Genomic DNA, 17,322 nt, shown 5'->3' on the forward strand with positions numbered 1-17,322 from the left:
GCGTGCAAGCTGGCTGGGAAACTGCATCAAGCTTCGCGAGCACCGGGGGCTCGCGCCCCCGGCACCGTGCTTACTTCGACTGCGACTTCGCCAGTTGCTGCCAGGTCTCGACAACCGAGTCCGGGTTCAGCGAGATCGAAGCGATGCCTTCTTCCGCGAGCCACAGGGCGAAGTCCGGATGATCGGACGGGCCCTGACCGCAGATGCCGACGTACTTGTTCAGACGGCGGCAGGTGTCGATCGCGCGCTTGAGCATGAACTTCACGGCCGGATCGCGCTCGTCGAAGTCGACGGCCAGCAGTTCCATGCCCGAGTCCCGGTCGAGGCCGAGCGTGAGCTGCGTGAGGTCGTTCGAGCCGATCGAGAAGCCGTCGAAGTACTGAAGGAACTCTTCGGCGAGGATCGCGTTCGACGGCACTTCGCACATCATGATGAGCTTGAGGCCGTTCACGCCGCGCTTGAGGCCGAACTTCTCGAGCAGACCGACCACGCGCTCCGCCTGCTTGAGCGTACGCACGAACGGCACCATGATTTCGACGTTCGAGAGGCCCATCTCTTCACGCACGCGCTTGAGTGCCAGGCACTCCATTTCGAACGCTTGAGCAAAGTCTTCGGCGATGTAACGCGACGCGCCGCGGAAACCCAGCATCGGGTTTTCTTCGTCCGGCTCGTAGCGCGAACCGCCGATCAGCTTCTTGTACTCGTTCGACTTGAAGTCCGACAGACGCACGATGACGGGCTTCGGATAAAACGCCGCCGCGATCGTGGCGATGCCTTCCGTGAGCTTGTCGACGTAGAACGCGCGCGGCGATGCGTGACCGCGTGCAACGCTTTCCACGGCCTTCTTCAGGTCCGCGTCGATGTTCGGGTACTCGAGAATCGCCTTCGGATGCACGCCGATGTTGTTGTTGATGATGAACTCGAGACGCGCGAGGCCAACACCTGCATTCGGCAGTTGCGAGAAGTCGAACGCGAGTTGCGGGTTGCCGACGTTCATCATGATCTTGACCGGAATGGCCGGCAGCTCGCCACGTTGAACTTCGCTCACTTCTGTTTCGAGCAGACCGTCGTAGATACGGCCTTCGTCGCCTTCCGCGCACGATACCGTCACGAGCGCACCGTCTTTCAGCACGTCGGTCGCGTCGCCGCAGCCCACCACGGCCGGCACACCGAGCTCACGCGCGATGATCGCCGCGTGGCAGGTACGGCCGCCACGGTTCGTGACGATGGCGGCTGCGCGCTTCATCACCGGCTCCCAGTTCGGGTCGGTCATGTCGGCGACCAGCACGTCACCCGGCTGCACGCGTTCCATTTCGGACGGATCGTGAATCACCTTCACGCGGCCCGCGCCGATCTTCTGGCCGATGGCACGGCCCGTTGCGAGAACCTGCGACTGGCCCTTGAGCTTGAAGCGCTGCTCGACCTTGCCCACGGCCTGGCTCTTCACGGTTTCCGGGCGTGCCTGGAGAATGAAGATCTTGCCGTCGAGGCCGTCCTTGCCCCACTCGATGTCCATCGGACGCTGGTAGTGCTTCTCGATGATGACAGCGTACTTGGCCAGCTCGATCACGTCTTCGTCGGTGATCGAGAAGCGGTTGCGCTGTTCGTGCGAGACGTCGACCGTCTTCACGCGGCCCGGCTCGCCCGGCTGCGTGAATTCCATCTTGATGAGCTTCGAGCCGATCGAGCGACGGATGATCGGTGCCTTGCCCTGCTCGAGCGTGGTCTTGAAGACGTAGAACTCGTCCGGATTCACGGCGCCCTGCACGACCGTTTCGCCCAGGCCATAGCTCGACGTGATGAACACGGCGTCCTTGAAGCCCGATTCGGTATCCAGCGTGAACATCACGCCTGCGGCGCCGCGGTCCGAACGGACCATGCGCTGCACGCCGGCCGACAGTGCGACTTCAGCGTGGGTGAAGCCCTTGTGGACGCGATAGGAGATAGCGCGATCGTTGTAGAGCGACGCGAACACGTGCTTGAGGCGGTCGAGCACGTCTTCGATGCCCACCACGTTCAGGTAGCTTTCCTGCTGACCGGCGAACGATGCGTCGGGCAGGTCTTCCGCCGTTGCCGACGAACGCACGGCGAACGACAGTTCAGACGGCGAGCTGCTCTTCAGCGTCTCGAAGCCCGTGCGGATGTCCGCTTCGAGCTTCGCCTGAAGCGGCGCGTCGATGATCCATTGACGGATTTCCTTGCCCGCTTCGGCCAGCGCCTTGACGTCGTCGACGTCGAGCGTTTCCAGGCGAGCGGCGATCCGTTCGGTCAGGTTGTTGTGTTTCAGGAAGTCGCGGAAGGCGAGCGCGGTCGTGGCGAAGCCCGTGGGCACACGCACGCCAGCCTCAGCCAACTGGCTGATCATTTCGCCGAGCGAGGCGTTCTTGCCGCCCACGATCTCGACATCGGTCATCCGCAACTGCTCAAAAGGCACTACATACGCCTGATCCTTGGCAACGGTGTTAGTCATACAAGCCCCTAAGTGTGAAAAAAATTCACGATTGCGCAAGTGGGCTCGAACGCGAGTCACCCATTGGAGGCGATTTCGCGTCTTGCGCAACCTGTTGGAGAAACAATCGCTCACACGCCAAGCGAATTTCCATTCAATGGAAAAACACGAAGATGCGCGCGATTACACGGAGTTAGACGGAATCGCTGCAAGTTGACACCAGAATGCGCTGCGATGAGCGGCTGTTTGGCGCGGTTGCACTGCAATTGCTTATCCAACAGGTTGCCGCTATTCTACCGTGCCGACTCCCGAATTTGTGCCAGTCGGCGAGAATTGCCCCTCGGTCCCGCCGGACGGGGCTTTCCGGGCGCCCAGCCTGTCCCCGAGCGGCCCTGCGCTCACGTACCCAGCCTCAACCGATGCCGCCTACCGTATTCATCGTCTCCGACGGTACCGGGATCACTGCCGAAACCTTCGCGCATTCGATCCTGTCGCAGTTCGACCAGAAGTTCCGCCTCGTGCGCCTGCCCTTTGTCGATTCGACCGACAAGGCCTATTCGACCGCCGAGAAGATCAACGAAGCCGCCGTGCAAGAAGGCCGCCGCCCGATCGTCTTTACGACGCTCGTGGACAGCAATTCGAACGAGATCGTCAAGCGCTCGAACGCGCTCGTGCTCGACATGTTCCAGACCTTCGTGGAGCCGCTGGAGCAGGAGCTCGAGCTCAAGTCGAGCCACGCGATGGGCCGCGGCCACCAGAACGCCGACACCGACGAGTACAAAAACCGTATCGAGGCGATCAACTTCTCGCTCGCGCACGACGACGGCCAGTCCGACCGCAATCTCGCCGACGCCGACGTGATCCTCGTGGGCGTGTCGCGCAGCGGCAAGACGCCGACGAGCCTCTACCTTGCCATGCAGTACGGCGTGAAGGCAGCAAACTACCCGCTCATTCCCGACGATTTCGAGCGCGGCAAGCTGCCGAATTCGTTGCTGCCGCACCGGGCGAAGATTTTCGGCCTTTCGATCGATCCGCAGCGCCTCACCGAAATCCGCAACGAGCGTCGGCCGGGCAGCAAATACGCGGCGCTGGAGAACTGCCGCTACGAAGTGAACGAAGCCGAAGCGATGATGCGCCGCGAAGGCATCAAGTGGCTCTCGTCCACACACAAGTCGATCGAGGAAATCGCCACGACGATCCTCCAGGAAATCCGCATCGACAAGCCGGCGTACTGACGTCAACCCGAAGCCGTTTGCCCGCACGTGAAACAAAAAAGCCCGCTTGGTAAAGCGGGCTTTTTCTTTTCGAGGCTTCAAGCCGGCGTCAACGCGCGTGCCGTTGCTGCCGGCATTGCTCGAACACGCACACGGCCGCCGCCGCCGCGACGTTGAGCGACTCCATGCCGCCCGGCTGCGGGATCGTCACGCGCAGCGCCGCCGCGTCTCGCCACACCTGCGAGACACCCGCGCCTTCGTTGCCGAACACCCAGGCCACCTGCCCCGCCAGATCCGCCTCGTCGATCGCCTGCGCGCCGTGCGAATCGGTGATGACGACGGGCACGCCGAGCATGTCGACCAGCACTTGCGGTTCCACGTTCTCGAACACCTGCAACAGGAAATGCGCGCCCATGGCCGAGCGCAGCACCTTCGACGACCACACATAAGCCGTTCCCGGCGTGCAGAACACCTTGTCGATGCCGGCCGCCGCCGCGCTGCGCAGGATCGAGCCGACATTGCCCGCGTCCTGCAAGCCGTCGAGCACGAGACAGGTCGATTCGACGCGCTCGGGCAGCCTCGCCTCGGGCATGTCGACGAGCAGCAGCAGCCCCACGCCGTGCACGACGTTCGACAACTGGCCGAACAGCGCATCGGGCAGCGTGATGATGCGGCGTTCGTCCACGCGGGAGACGATAGCCTGCGCTTCTTCGTGCGCAAGCGCGCCTTCGGTCACCACGCAGAATTCGGGTTGCGATCCGCCGTCGAGCCAGGCACTCGCGAGGTGGAACCCTTCGAGGAGAGCCTGATGGCTGCGCCGCTGTTGATGCGTCGAACCGGCCAACGCCTTCAGGCGCTTGTAGAGCGGATTGTCGCGCGAGGTAATGGCTTTCACGGGCGGCCCTGGCGTATTCAGAAAAGATCAATGAAAAGGAAAACGGCGCCGCCCGCAGCATGCGTAGCGGCGCCGGTTCACCTGAGTCCCGCTGCGCGTGCTCCGCGCGGCGGTTCAAGGTAGTGGCGCGAAGGCGTCGCCTGCTTCGAGGCTGGCGGCGTCGCTCGCCACCGCTGCCGCGCCGGGCACGACGATGCCGTGCAGTGCAAACGCTTCGCGCACGGGCGCGAACGAGCGCCGGTGATGCTCGCACGGACCATGCACGCGCAACGCTTCGAGATGCTGCGGCGTGCCGTAGCCGGCATGGGCGTCGAAACCGTAGTGAGGATGGCGTTCGTGCAGGTCGACCAGCATGCGGTCGCGCGTGACCTTCGCGATGATCGAGGCCGCCGAAATGCTCGGCACGAGCGCATCGCCGCCAATCACGGCCTCGCTGCGCACCGGCATCACCGGGCAGCGGTTGCCATCGATTTTCGCGAGCGTCGGCGTGATGCTCAAGCCTTCGACGGCGCGCCGCATCGCCAGCATCGTCGCATGCAGGATGTTGAGCGTGTCGATTTCCTCGACCGTGGCCAACGCGGCGCACCACGCAAGCGAGCGCTCCACGATCTGCTCGTAGAGCGCTTCGCGCGCCTGTGCCGTCAGCACCTTCGAATCATCGAGTCCGCGAATCGGCCGCGCGGGATCGAGAATCACGGCGGCTGCGACAACGGGCCCGGCAAGCGGCCCGCGGCCGGCTTCGTCCACCCCGCAGATCACGTCGTCGGGCGACTCGAACAGCAGCCCGGCCTGACGCGCCGCCTTGCGCCGCGCGGCGAGCTTGAGCGCCGCCTGCGACGGCGGCTTCTTCACGGCCGGCGCCTTCGCCCGCTTGATCGCGCCCTCGCTCACGCCCTTCTCCTGCGGCTTTCCACGATGCCCGCGACGACTTCGGCCGCGCGCGCCGAGGTGTTCTGACGCAGGGTCAGATGCATCTGCGTGAACACCTCTGTCAGCGTGCGCCGGTTTGCCTCATCGTTCAACTGCGTGAGCGTGGCGTCGGCGAGCGCCTCGGGCGTCGCGAAATGCTGAAGGATTTCGGGCACGACGAAGCGGCCCGCGAGAATGTTCGGCAACCCCACGTACGGCAGATAGCCCTGGCGGCGCATGATCTGGCCCGTGAGCCAGGGCACCTTGTACGAGATGACCATCGGCTTCTTGAGCAACGCCGCTTCGAGCGTGACCGTGCCGCTCTTCACGAGAATGGCGTCGGCGGCCGTCATCGCGAGCTGCGACTGGCCGTCGATGATCGTGAGCGCGAGACCCTGGTGCTGATTCGCCAGCTCCTGCAACTGCGCGTGGATGGCGGGCGTCGCCGCCGGCATCACGAAGCGCAGCGCCGGCTCGCGCCGCTGCATGATCTGCATCGCGTCGAAAAACGTCGGCCCGATCAGGTTGATTTCCGAGCGGCGGCTGCCCGGCAGCACCGCGATCACGGGCTCGCTTTCCGGCAGGCCGAGCGTGCGGCGCGCGCCCGGCATGTCGGGTTCGAGCGGGATCTCGTCGGCGAGCGGATGGCCCACGTAGGACGCCGCCACGCCCGCCTTCTCCAGAATCGCCGTTTCGAACGGGAACACGCACATCATGTGATCCACGGCTTTCTGGATCTTCTTGATGCGCCCGCCCCGCCACGCCCAGATCGAGGGGCAGACGAAGTGGATGGTCGGAATGCCCGCGTCGCGCAAAGGGTGTTCGAGACCGAAGTTGAAGTCGGGCGCGTCCACGCCGATGAACGCGTCGGGCGGATCGGCCAGCAACTGGTGCTTGAGTTCGCTGCGAATGCGCAGGATCTCGGGAATGTGCCTGAGCGCCTCGACGTAGCCGCGCACCGAAAGTTTTTCCATCGGCCAGTGCGCGTCGAAGCCGGTGGCCATCATGCGCGGACCGCCGATCCCATAGTACTGCGTAGTATCGGGCAAGCGGGCTGTGAGACCGGCAAGCAGCGAGGCCGCGAGCAGATCGCCGGACGGCTCTCCGGCGACCATCGCGAGGCGCAGAGGACGCGTTTGCAGCGCCATCGGTTAGCGGATGATGCCGCGTTGCGACTGCTCGACGAAATCGAGCAGCGCCTTCACGTGCACGTCGCCGTCGCCGCCCGCCTGCGCGAGGTCGGCGAGCTGCACCTTCGCCTCTTCGAGCGAAAGCCCGTTCTTGTACAGCGTGCGGTACGCCGCGCGCAGCGCCGAAATCGCGTCGGGGCTGAAGCCGCGGCGGCGCAGGCCTTCCACATTGATGCCGTGGGGCACCGCCTTGTTGCCCGCGGCAACCACGAACGGCGGCACATCCTGCACGAGCGCCGAGGCGCCGCCCACCATCGAGTGCGCGCCGATGCGCACGAACTGGTGGACGCCGGTCATGCCGCCGACGATCGCGTAGTCGTCAACGATCACGTGGCCCGCGAGTTGCGCGTTGCTCGACATGATGACGTTGTTGCCAAGGGAGCAGTCATGCCCCACGTGCACGTAGGCCATGATCCAGTTGTCGTCGCCGATGGTCGTGACGCCGGTGTCCTGCACCGTGCCCGTATGCAGCGTCGTGAATTCGCGGATGGTGTTGCGGTCGCCGATCACGAGCCGCGTGGGCTCGCCCTTGTACTTCATGTCCTGCGGACGGCCGCCGATCGACGCGTAGTGGCCGATCGTATTGTCTTCGCCGATCGTCGTGTGGCCTTCCAGCACGCTATGCGAACCGACCTTCGTGCGTGCGCCGATGGTGACGTTCGCGCCAATGACCGCGTACGGCCCGATCTCGACCGATTCGTCGATCTGCGCACCTGGCTCGACGACCGCAGTGGGATGGATCCTGCTCATTCGTCCTCGCTCTCCGATTCTGTTACCGTGCCGCGGCGCCCACGCAAAGCCGGGGCGCGCAGCGGCATGCGGCGGCGCGTCTTATTGCGCCGCGTCCATTTTCTTGACGGTGCACATGAGTTCCGCCTCGCAGGCCACGGAACCTTCCACTTCGGCCACCGCCTTGAACTTCCAGATGCCGCGCATGTAGCGCTCGAAAGTCACGTTGAGGATGAGCTGGTCGCCCGGCTCGACCACGCGCTTGAAACGCGCGCCGTCGATGCCGACGAAGTAGTACAGCGTATTCTCGAAGTCCTGCTCCTCTTCCGAGAACGTGAGCAGTGCGGCGGTTTGCGCCAGCGCTTCGAGGATCATCACGCCGGGCATGACCGGACGCTGCGGGAAGTGGCCCGTGAAAAAGGGCTCGTTGACCGTCACGTTCTTCAACGCCTTGATGCTCTTGTGCGGCTCCAGCTCGAGCACCCGGTCCACCATCAGGAACGGGTAGCGGTGCGGCAGCAGCGTGAGAATCTTGTGGATGTCGAAGTTGAGTTTTTCGATGTTCATGGTGGTTCTGCTCACGCAGGAATTGCGCGTGTGACTTTCGATTTCGATATTCGAGGCGCCCGGCGTGCCGGATCGGCCAACCCCAATCGGCCAAACCGGCTGCTCCAAACTGGCGCGCGCTGACGCGAAGTATGCGCCACGCCCGGACTCCCGTGCATGAGGATTGCCCCAGGCGGATAGCCCCAAGCGGGTCACCCACGCCGGTTGCCCTTGCCGGTCGCCCCTGTACGCAAAGCGGCGCGCAAAAACCGGCGCCACGCACAGGCACCCGCTTTTGCGCGCCGGTCCGGCGGCGTGCCGCTTGCGCGAGACGCCGCCCTTACCCCTTTACTGCATGCTTATTCGCCGCCCTGCGGCTTTTGCGCGGCTGCGGCTTCGAGCGCCCTGATCCGGTCGCGCAGCTTGTCGATGTTGCGCAGAAGCGCGGCGCTCTTGTTCCAGTCGGCGTGATCGACCGCCGGGAAGGCGCTCGTGTAGATGCCCGCCTTTGGCAGCGACTTCGAGACGCCCGACTTCGCCGTGACGATTACATAGTCGCCAAGCGTGACGTGCCCCGCAATGCCAACCGCGCCGCCGATCATGCAATGACGCCCGATCGTCGTGCTGCCGGCAATGCCTGCGCAGCCCGCGATGACGGTGTACGCACCGATCTTGCAGTTGTGGCCGATCTGCACGAGGTTATCGATCTTCACGCACGTTTCGATGATCGTGTCGGCCATCGCGCCACGGTCGATCGTGGTGTTCGCACCGATTTCGACGTCCGGCCCGATGCTCACGCCGCCAACCTGCGGAATCTTGACCCAGCTGCCCGTGCGCGCGTCGCCCTCGCCCGTGAAATCGGGGGCAAAGCCGAAGCCGTCGGAGCCGATCACGGCGCCCGCATGCACGATGGCGCGCGCGCCAAGCTTGCAGCCATGGTAGACGCTCACGCCCGGATACAGGTGCGAGCCCTCGCCCACCTCGGTGCCGCGGCCGATGAAAACATTCGCGTCGAGCCGCACGTTTTCGCCGATCACAGCGCCCGCTTCGACCGTGACATTCGGGCCGATCACGGCGCTCGCCGCCACCTTCGCGTTCGCGTCGACGTGGGCGCTGGCATGCACCCCCGGCTGCACCTTCGGCGCGGCGAGGTCGATGAACGCCTGCGCGACACGCGCAAAGTAAGCATACGGATTCGGTGTGACGATGAAGTTGCGGCCCTCGCGCGACGCCAGCTTCTCGAGGTCGGCCGGACTGATGAGCACCGCGCCCGCGCGGGTCGTTTCGACCTGCGCGAGATACTTCGGATTGGCGAGGAACGCGAGCTGTTGCGGACCAGCCTGATCGAGGGGCGCGAGCGACCCGACGCGTTGCGTCGCATCGCCCACCACCTCGCCGCCGAACCGCCCGACGATGTCCTCAAGCGTAAATGCCATGCGCGTGCTGCTCCTGCCTTAGTTGCTGTTGCTGCCGGTGGCGCCGGACGCGAGCGCCTTCAGCACCTGGTCCGTGATGTCGATGCGCGGACTCACGTACACCGCTTCCTGCACGATCAGGTCGTAATGCTGTTGCTCGGCGATCTGCTTGATCACCTTGTTCGCGCGGTCGAGCACCGCCGCGAGTTCCTCGTTGCGGCGCTGGTTCAGGTCTTCGCGGAATTCGCGCTGCTTGCGCTGGAAGTCGCTGTCGAGCGCCGAAAGGTCGCGTTGCTTTTGCGCGCGGTCAACCGGCGCGAGCGACGCGCCGTTCTTGTCGAGCGAGTCGGACATCGCCTTCAGGCGCTGCGCCATGTCCTGCAAATCCTTGTCGCGCTTGGCGAATTCGGCTTCGAGCTTGGTCTGCGCGGCCTTCGCGGGGGCGGATTCGCGCAGGATGCGATCGGAGTTCACTGCCGCGATCTTCGCTTCCTGGGCGTGGGCCGCGCCCGTGCCGAAAGCGAGAAGCGCCAGCGATACGGTCATCGCTCCGATCGTCCGTCTGGAAAACATTCCCGTTAGCAAAGTCATCCTCTCGTTTCTTGGGGTTCCGGCGCCGCGCTTCGCGGCACCGGATGGATACACGTCAGAATGCCGTCCCGATCTGGAACTGGAACTTCTGGTACTGGTCGCCTTCGTGCTTGACGATCGGGAAGCCCAGGCTCAGCTTGAGCGGGCCGATCGGCGAAATCCACGCGAGGCCGAAACCGTAGCTGTAACGCAGGCCGTTCGACCCGATACTTGCGCCCTCGTCGCCCCAGACGTTACCACCATCGACGAAGGTGAAGACGCGCAATGTCCGGTCGTAGCCCGTACCCGGCAGCGGGAACGTCAGTTCGATGTTGCCGACGAGCATCTTCGAGCCGCCGATCGGATCGTTCGTCGACTTGTCGCGCGGACCCAGCGAGCTCGGCTCGTAGCCACGCACCGAACCGATACCGCCCGCATAGTAGTTCTTGAAGATCGGGTACGGCTTGCCGCCCAGACCGTTACCGTAACCACCCTGGAAGTTCATGCCCAGCACGAAGCCACGCGCGAACGAATAGTAGTACTGCGCCTGAATGTCGGCCTTGTAGTACTGCGTACCGCCGATCGGCGTGCCGTACTCGGCGTTCGCCTGCGTGAAGTAACCGCGGCTCGGAATGAGCGCACTGTCACGCGCGTCGCGCGACCAGCCCACCGTCAACGGGACGTTGTTCGACACGCGGCCGAACGCATTCACGTAGTCGATGTAGCTCTGCGGCGTGTTCGAATCGATGTCGAGCGTGTCCTGCTCGAAGCCCGCGCCGAAGTACACCGTGTCGACTTCCGAGAACGGGATGCCGAACTTGAGGTCGGCGCCCATCGTGATGATGCGGAAGCTCGAATCGGTCGAGTAGTACAGCGGCTGATACGTACGGTAGTAGGCGTCGGTAATGCGCTTGATGCCGTCCACCGTGAAGTACGGGTCCACCTGCGTAACAGCCAGCGTGCGGTACGTCTTCGCGGTATTCACGTTCACCGAGAGCGACGTGCCCGAACCGAACACGTTGTCCTGCGACACGCCTGCCGAGAGCACCACCTTGTCAGTGGACGAGAAGCCCGCGCCCAGGGTGATCGCGCCCGTCGGCTTTTCGGCGACCTTCACGTTCACGTCGACCTGGTCGGCCGTGCCTTCCACGGGCACCGTGGTCACGTCGACGTCGGTGAAGTAGCCCAGACGGTTGATACGGTCCTTCGAAAGCGCGAGGCGGTTCGAATCGAACCACGAGCTTTCGAGCTGGCGCATTTCGCGACGCACGACTTCGTCGCGCGTACGCGTGTTGCCCACCACGTTGATGCGGCGCACGTACACGCGGCGGCTCGGGTCCACCTGCAACGTGAGGTCGACCGTGTGATTGGCCTGGTCGATCTGCGGCAGCGCGTTCACGGTCGCGAACGCGTAACCGTATTCGCCGAGCTTGTCGACGATCGCCTTGGTCGTGGACTGCAACTTCTCCGCCGAGAACCGGTCGCCCGGCTTGATCGTGACCAGCTTCTTGAGCTCCGCCTCGCGATCGAGCAGATTCCCGGCCAGCTTGATGCTCGACACCTTGTAGGGCTCACCTTCGTGAATACCGATGGTGAGGTACATGTCCTTCTTGTCGGGCGAGATCGAGACCTGCGTCGAGTCGATGTTGAACTCGAGGTAGCCGTGGTTCAGGTAGTACGAGCGCACGTTCTCGAGGTCGCCCGTGAGCTTTTCCTTCGAGTAGAGGTCGTTCTTCGTGTACCAGGAGAACCAGTTCGGCGTGGAGAGCTGCATCTCGCCGAGCAGCGTGCTCGTGCTGTACGTCTTGTTGCCGATAAAGTTGATCTGGCGGATCTTCGCGCTCGGACCTTCGACCACGGAGAACAGCAGACCCACGCGATTGCGGTCGATCGGCGTAACCGTGGTGGTGACCTCGGCGGCGTAGAAACCGCGCGTGAGGTACTGGCGCTTGAGCTCCTGCTCCGCCTTGTCGACGAGCGCCTTGTCGTAGTAGCGGCCTTGCGAGAGACCGACTGCGCGCAGCGCCTTCGTCAGGTTGTCCTTGTCGAACTCGTGAATGCCCGAGAAGTCGATCGTGCCGATGGCCGGGCGCTCCTGCACCTGCACCACCACCACGCCGCCTTCGGAAGCGATTCTCACGTCGTTGAAAAAGCCCGTCGCGTACAACGCGCGGATGGCCTCGGACGCCTTTTCATCGGTGAAGGTGTCGCCCTGCTTGATCGGCAGGTAGGCGAACACCGTGCCCGGCTCGACGCGTTGCAGCCCTTCGATGCGGATGTCCTGAACCACGAAAGGCGTCGTTGCTGCGTGGGCAACCACTCCATGCGCGGCAATCGCCGCAGCCGCAACCGTTTTTGGAACCAAGCGATGAGGTCTAAACAACGTGCTTCCCCAATTGTGTATAGCTGCATCAGGTCGGGCGGCCCGCCCACGGACGCCGCCAGACATCTTTAAAAATGGATTAACCGAGCCAGATCGTTGAACAACGCGATCGCCGACAGTGCGACGATGCAGGCAAGTCCCGCGCGCTGCAACACGAGCTGCCAGCGGTCCGAGACGGCTTTGCCCGTTACGGCTTCAACCGCATAATATAACAGATGCCCCCCGTCCAATACCGGAATTGGGAGCAGATTCAATACACCGAGGCTGATGCTCACCAGCGCGAGGAACGAGAGGAATGCGGATGGGCCGAGTCTTGCACTCTTGCCCGCATAGTCAGCAATCGTCACCGGACCCGACAGATTCTTGAGTGATGCCTCGCCCGTCACCATGCGGCCGAACATCCGCAGCGAATACACCGCGATGTCCCACGTGCGATTCGCACCGAGGCGCACGCTCTCCAGCGGCCCATAGCGCACGTCCACCGAAGGCGCCTGCGCCGAGAGCGCCGCGCCAATACGTCCCACCTCTTCACCGGTTTCCGTGTCGCGCTGCGGCGTGGGCGTGACCGTCAGCGTCAGCGTTTGCTGCGAGCGCGTGGCCGCGTTGTCGCGCGCAATCGTGAGCCGCACGGGCTTGCCCGCGCGCGCCTTCACGTACGAGATGAAGGTCATCGCGCTGTCCACGGGGCGACCGTCGATGGCGCGCAACTGGTCGCCCGCCTGCAAGCCGGCATGCTGCGCCGCACTACCGGCTTCCACGGCCGCGACCTTGAGTGTGCTGCCGCCCGCCTCCAGGCCGAGCTTCGACATGAAGTCGCCGTCGAGGTCCTTGCTCGTGAGCTGCGAGAGATCGAGCGGGAAATCGTAGGTACCGGCGCCATCGCGCGCGGAAAGCACGACACGACCCTGATCGAATGCGGACGCAAGCAGTTTCCAGCGCAGGTCCGACCACGAGCGCACGGTCTCGGTTTCGCTGCCGTTTGGATCGCTCACCGAAAGAATCGTCTCGCCGCCCTGGAAGCCCGCCTGGGCCGCCGCCGACTGCGCCGGGGGTGCAGCGACAATGGCAGACTGCTCCGTCACGCCGCTCGCATACACGACCGAAAAGAGCACGACGGCCAGCAGGAAATTGGCGATGGGACCCGCCGCGACGATCGCAATGCGCTTGCCGACCGACTGCCGGTTGAACGCGTGCGGCAAATCGCTGGCGGGAATCGTGTCGGGCGACTCGCGCTCGTCGAGCATCTTCACGTAGCCGCCGAGCGGCAGCGCGGAGATCGTCCACTCGGTGCCGGTCTTCTTGCTGACCCATTGCACGAGCGGCTTGCCAAACCCGATGGAAAACCGCAGGACCTTCACGCCGCACAGGCGCGCCACACTGTAATGGCCGTATTCATGCACGACGACCAGCACGCCGATCGCCACGATGAAAGCGACAAGTTCGGTAAGCAGGTTCATGAGCGCCTCCCAGGCTGGAAGCAGCGCACCGGTGCGGGAACGGTCCCGAGGTCAGGCTCGCGGGCCTGAAGGACCACGAAGGGGCCCTTCAGCGAGCCCCCTGGCGACCTGATCAGGCCGGCACCGGCAAGCTGTCGATGATGGTGTGCGCCGCGCGGCGAGCGGCCGCGTCGGCTTCGAGCACGACTTCGAGGCTCGACGCGCTGTGGTTTTGCAGCGCGTTGAGCACGGCGTCGACCGTCTGGGCGATCGCCATGAAGCCGATGCGTCGGTTCAAAAAAGCGTCCACTGCGACTTCGTTCGCCGCGTTGAGCGCCGCGCTCGCCACGCCGCCTTCGGCCAGCGCCTTCATGGCAAGCGCGAGACACGGGAAGCGCGCGTAATCGGGCTTCTCGAACGTAAGCGTCGCGACCTGCGCGAGATCGAGCTGCGCGACACCCGAGTCGACGCGCTCCGGAAACGCGAGCGCATGCGCAATCGGCGTGCGCATGTCGGGGTTGCCCAGTTGCGCGAGCACCGAACCGTCGGCGTACGAGACCATCGAATGGATCACGCTCTGCGGATGGATCAATACGTCGATGCGATCGCCCGGCAGATCGAACAGGTAATGCGCCTCGATCACCTCGAGGCCCTTGTTCATCATCGTGGCCGAGTCGACCGAGATCTTGCGGCCCATCGACCAGTTCGGGTGCTTGCAGGCCTCGTCGGGCGTCACGTTCACGAGCGTCGAGGGCTCGCGCGTGCGGAACGGGCCGCCCGAGGCGGTCAGGATGATCTTCGTCACGCCGCCGTGCTGCACGCCTTCGTGCCCGCCGTTCGGCAGGCACTGGAACACCGCGTTGTGCTCGCTGTCGAGCGGCAGCAGCACCGCGCCGCTGTCGCGCACCGTGCCCATGAAGATGTCGCCCGACATCACGAGCGCTTCCTTGTTGGCGAGCAGGATCTGCTTGCCGGCCTTGGCCGCCGCGAGCGTCGGTGCAAGCCCTGCCGCGCCGACGATGGCCGCGACGACCGTGTCGCAGGCGTCGCTCTTCGAGACTTCGACGAGCGCCTGCGGACCGTAGGTCACGACGGTCTTCGAACCGGCCTCGCGCAGCTTGCGCTCGACCTGGGCGGCGGTGTCGGCGTCGCCGACCACGGCCACCTCGGGCGCAAAGCGCAGGCATTGTTCGACGAGCTTCTCGCCGTTGCGGTGCGCGGTGAGCGCGTAGATCGAGAAGCGTTGCGGATGACGCGCGACTACGTCGAGCGTGCTGTCTCCGATCGAGCCCGTGGAACCGAGCAATGTGAGTCGTTTTTGCATATTCAAATCTCTAGCCGGTCACCGCTTAGCCGAGCAGCAGCATGGCGAGCGGCAACACGGGCAGCAGCGCGTCGATGCGGTCGAGGACCCCGCCGTGGCCCGGCAGAAGGCCGCTCGAATCCTTCACGCCGGCCTGGCGCTTCAACATCGACTCGAACAGATCGCCGATCACGCTGAACGCGACCAGCACGGTAAGAACGAAAAGCGCACGGCCAAGCCCGATCTGGGCCGCGAGCGCGGAATACAGCGTGGGTTCGAAGGCGTGCAGCGCGATCGCCGCGCCCGACACGACCATCACGGCGGCCCACCCGCCCACGGCGCCCTCCCAGGTCTTGCCGGGGCTGATGGCAGGCGCGAGCTTATGCTTTCCGAATGCCTTACCTGCAAAGTATGCGCCGATATCAGCGAGCCAGACGACTAGCAGGAGCGACAAGACGAAGGCCACGCCCGCCGTGCGCGCTGCGACGAGCGCATGCCAGCACGCGGCGAAAACCACGAGCCCGGCGGCGAGCAGGAAGGCGCGCCACGCGCCGGCGGCGAGCACCGGCTTGCGCAGCAGCACGTAAGGCCCGGCGATGACCCAGAACACGCCCGCGGCCTGAAAGAGCGGCCGAGGCGCCGGCAGACGCATGCTGAGCGCCACGACGGCCGCCGCGATCACGGCGTAGACGATCGCGCCGGTGGCGCCCGCCTTCAGGAGACGCGCCCATTCCCACGCGGCAAACACGACCACGAGGCCAATCAGCGCGCCGAACGCCGCCACGGGCGCGAACAGCGTGACCGGCAGGAAAACGGCCAGCAGGACGAGCGCCGTGATGACGCGGGTCTTTAGCATGAAAGGGAGTCGGCGTTCTGGGAAACGACCTGCGCGCTCGTGCGGCCGAAACGGCGCTCGCGCTCGGCATACGACGCAATGGCGCGGTTGAGCGCCTCGGAGTCGAAATCCGGCCAGAACGTGTCAGTGAAATAGAACTCGGCGTACGCGAGTTGCCAGAGCAGGAAGTTGCTCACGCGTTGCTCGCCGCCCGTGCGGATGAAGAGATCGGGCTCGGGTGCATAGGCCATGGCCAGGTGCTGCGCGAGCGTGTCTTCGGTGACGGGCACCGGCTGCCCGGTCGCCGCGGCTTCCTCGACCAGCTTGCGGGTGGCCTGGAGAATGTCCCAGCGGCCGCCGTAGTTCGCAGCGATCGTGAGCGTGAGACGGGTATTGCGCGCGGTCTTGGTTTCCGCGCGCCGAATCAGGTCCTGGATGCGCTCATTGAACATCGACAGGTCGCCGACCACGCGCAGGCGGATGCCGTTTGCGTGCAGTCGCGCCACTTCGCGCTCGAGCGCGGTGACGAAAAGACGCATGAGAAACGACACTTCGTCGGTCGGACGACGCCAGTTCTCGGAGCTGAACGCGAACAGCGTGACGTATTCGACGCCACGCTCCACGCACTTTTCGACGACCGAACGCACGGCGTCGACGCCGCGCGTATGGCCCGCAACGCGCGGCAAGCGGCGCTGCGTTGCCCAACGGCCATTGCCGTCCATGATGATCGCGATGTGGCGCGGTACGGCCGCCACGTCGGGCACGCGAACGGTTGAGCTGGTATAGGTCATGGCCGTCGGACTGTAACTTCTATGGAATGGGAAAGCCGCGAAAATCCTGGCGGAACTGAAAGCCCGAGGGCTTCAGACCGTCATGATCTCGGCTTCCTTCGTCTGCACGAGCTTGTCGATCTCGGCCACGAAGCGGTCCGTCAGCTTCTGGACGTCGTCACTGCCGCGGCGCTCGTCGTCTTCGGAGATTTCCTTGTCCTTCACGAGCTTCTTGAGCTGCTCGTTGGCGTCGCGACGCAGGTTGCGCACGGCGACCTTCGCCGTTTCGCCTTCGTTCTTGACGACCTTCGTGAGCTCCTTGCGGCGCTCTTCGGTGAGCGCGGGCATCGGCACGCGGATCAGGTCGCCGTGGGTGGCCGGGTTCAGGCCGAGATCCGACTCGCGGATCGCCTTTTCGATCACCGGCACCATCTTCTTTTCCCAAGCCTGCACGCCGATCGTGCGGGCGTCGACGAGCGTGAGGTTCGCGACCTGCGAGATGGGCACGGGCGAACCGTAGTAGTCGACCTGGATGTGATCGAGCAGACCGGTATGGGCGCGGCCCGTGCGGATTTTCGCCAGATCGCTCTTGAACGCGTCGATCGAGCGCTGCATTTTCTGCTCGGCGCCCTTCTTGATGTCAGCCACAGCCATTTTGATACCTCCGAACCTTCATAA

The 17,322-nt window shown here is 64.6% G+C and carries 15 protein-coding genes; 1 reads left to right on the top strand and 14 read right to left on the bottom strand.

Annotated elements, in window-relative coordinates:
* Positions 1 to 70: 70 nt before the first annotated feature.
* On the bottom strand, positions 71 to 2,470 hold the full coding sequence (gene ppsA / locus C7401_RS18205) for a phosphoenolpyruvate synthase (RefSeq protein WP_112172792.1): 2,400 nt from the start codon (positions 2,468 to 2,470) through the stop codon (positions 71 to 73).
* Between the two features lie 398 nt (positions 2,471 to 2,868).
* Here ppsA and ppsR point away from each other — a divergent pair, with 398 nt between their 5' ends.
* On the top strand, positions 2,869 to 3,684 hold the full coding sequence (gene ppsR / locus C7401_RS18210; RefSeq protein ID WP_112172793.1) for a posphoenolpyruvate synthetase regulatory kinase/phosphorylase PpsR: 816 nt from the start codon (positions 2,869 to 2,871) through the stop codon (positions 3,682 to 3,684).
* 88 nt (positions 3,685 to 3,772) lie between these two features.
* Here the strand turns inward: ppsR and C7401_RS18215 are convergent, their stop codons facing one another.
* The 13 genes from C7401_RS18215 to frr form a co-directional block, all read right to left on the bottom strand.
* Positions 3,773 to 4,558: a TrmH family RNA methyltransferase gene (locus C7401_RS18215; RefSeq protein ID WP_112172794.1), complete on the bottom strand. Its 786-nt coding sequence runs from the start codon at positions 4,556 to 4,558 to the stop codon at positions 3,773 to 3,775.
* A gap of 114 nt (positions 4,559 to 4,672) precedes the next feature.
* A complete protein-coding gene (rnhB, locus tag C7401_RS18220; protein ID WP_112172931.1) occupies positions 4,673 to 5,410 on the bottom strand; it encodes a ribonuclease HII in 738 nt (245 codons plus the stop codon).
* Positions 5,411 to 5,445: 35 nt separating this feature from the next.
* Positions 5,446 to 6,615 (bottom strand): lipid-A-disaccharide synthase, encoded by a 1,170-nt coding sequence (gene lpxB / locus C7401_RS18225; RefSeq protein ID WP_112172795.1) that lies wholly within the window; start codon positions 6,613 to 6,615, stop codon positions 5,446 to 5,448.
* A 3-nt stretch (positions 6,616 to 6,618) separates the two neighbouring features.
* Complete coding sequence (lpxA, locus tag C7401_RS18230; RefSeq protein ID WP_112172796.1) at positions 6,619 to 7,407, bottom strand: acyl-ACP--UDP-N-acetylglucosamine O-acyltransferase; 789 nt, start codon at positions 7,405 to 7,407, stop codon at positions 6,619 to 6,621.
* Between the two features lie 81 nt (positions 7,408 to 7,488).
* Positions 7,489 to 7,953, bottom strand: coding sequence for a 3-hydroxyacyl-ACP dehydratase FabZ (fabZ, locus tag C7401_RS18235; protein WP_112172932.1), 465 nt, complete (start codon positions 7,951 to 7,953; stop codon positions 7,489 to 7,491).
* A 338-nt stretch (positions 7,954 to 8,291) separates the two neighbouring features.
* On the bottom strand, positions 8,292 to 9,368 hold the full coding sequence (gene lpxD, locus C7401_RS18240) for a UDP-3-O-(3-hydroxymyristoyl)glucosamine N-acyltransferase (RefSeq protein WP_112172797.1): 1,077 nt from the start codon (positions 9,366 to 9,368) through the stop codon (positions 8,292 to 8,294).
* A gap of 18 nt (positions 9,369 to 9,386) precedes the next feature.
* A complete protein-coding gene (locus tag C7401_RS18245) occupies positions 9,387 to 9,932 on the bottom strand; it encodes an OmpH/Skp family outer membrane protein (protein WP_181565612.1) in 546 nt (181 codons plus the stop codon).
* A gap of 61 nt (positions 9,933 to 9,993) precedes the next feature.
* Positions 9,994 to 12,300, bottom strand: a complete 2,307-nt coding sequence (gene bamA, locus C7401_RS18250) for an outer membrane protein assembly factor BamA (protein ID WP_112172799.1) — start codon at positions 12,298 to 12,300, stop codon at positions 9,994 to 9,996.
* A gap of 68 nt (positions 12,301 to 12,368) precedes the next feature.
* Positions 12,369 to 13,757, bottom strand: a complete 1,389-nt coding sequence (rseP, locus tag C7401_RS18255; protein ID WP_112172800.1) for an RIP metalloprotease RseP — start codon at positions 13,755 to 13,757, stop codon at positions 12,369 to 12,371.
* Between the two features lie 112 nt (positions 13,758 to 13,869).
* A complete protein-coding gene (locus C7401_RS18260) occupies positions 13,870 to 15,060 on the bottom strand; it encodes a 1-deoxy-D-xylulose-5-phosphate reductoisomerase (protein ID WP_112172801.1) in 1,191 nt (396 codons plus the stop codon).
* A 25-nt stretch (positions 15,061 to 15,085) separates the two neighbouring features.
* Positions 15,086 to 15,895: a phosphatidate cytidylyltransferase gene (locus C7401_RS18265; RefSeq protein WP_112172802.1), complete on the bottom strand. Its 810-nt coding sequence runs from the start codon at positions 15,893 to 15,895 to the stop codon at positions 15,086 to 15,088.
* Entirely contained in the window at positions 15,889 to 16,665 is a 777-nt protein-coding gene (gene uppS, locus C7401_RS18270) for an undecaprenyl pyrophosphate synthase (RefSeq protein WP_112172803.1), read from the bottom strand. The genes C7401_RS18265 and uppS overlap by 7 nt, the downstream gene beginning before the upstream one ends.
* Before the next feature lie 72 nt (positions 16,666 to 16,737).
* Positions 16,738 to 17,298: a ribosome recycling factor gene (gene frr, locus C7401_RS18275; protein ID WP_112172804.1), complete on the bottom strand. Its 561-nt coding sequence runs from the start codon at positions 17,296 to 17,298 to the stop codon at positions 16,738 to 16,740.
* Positions 17,299 to 17,322: the final 24 nt, after the last annotated feature.

Source organism: Paraburkholderia unamae (assembly GCF_003268775.1).
Taxonomy (GTDB): Bacteria; Pseudomonadota; Gammaproteobacteria; order Burkholderiales; family Burkholderiaceae; genus Paraburkholderia; species Paraburkholderia unamae.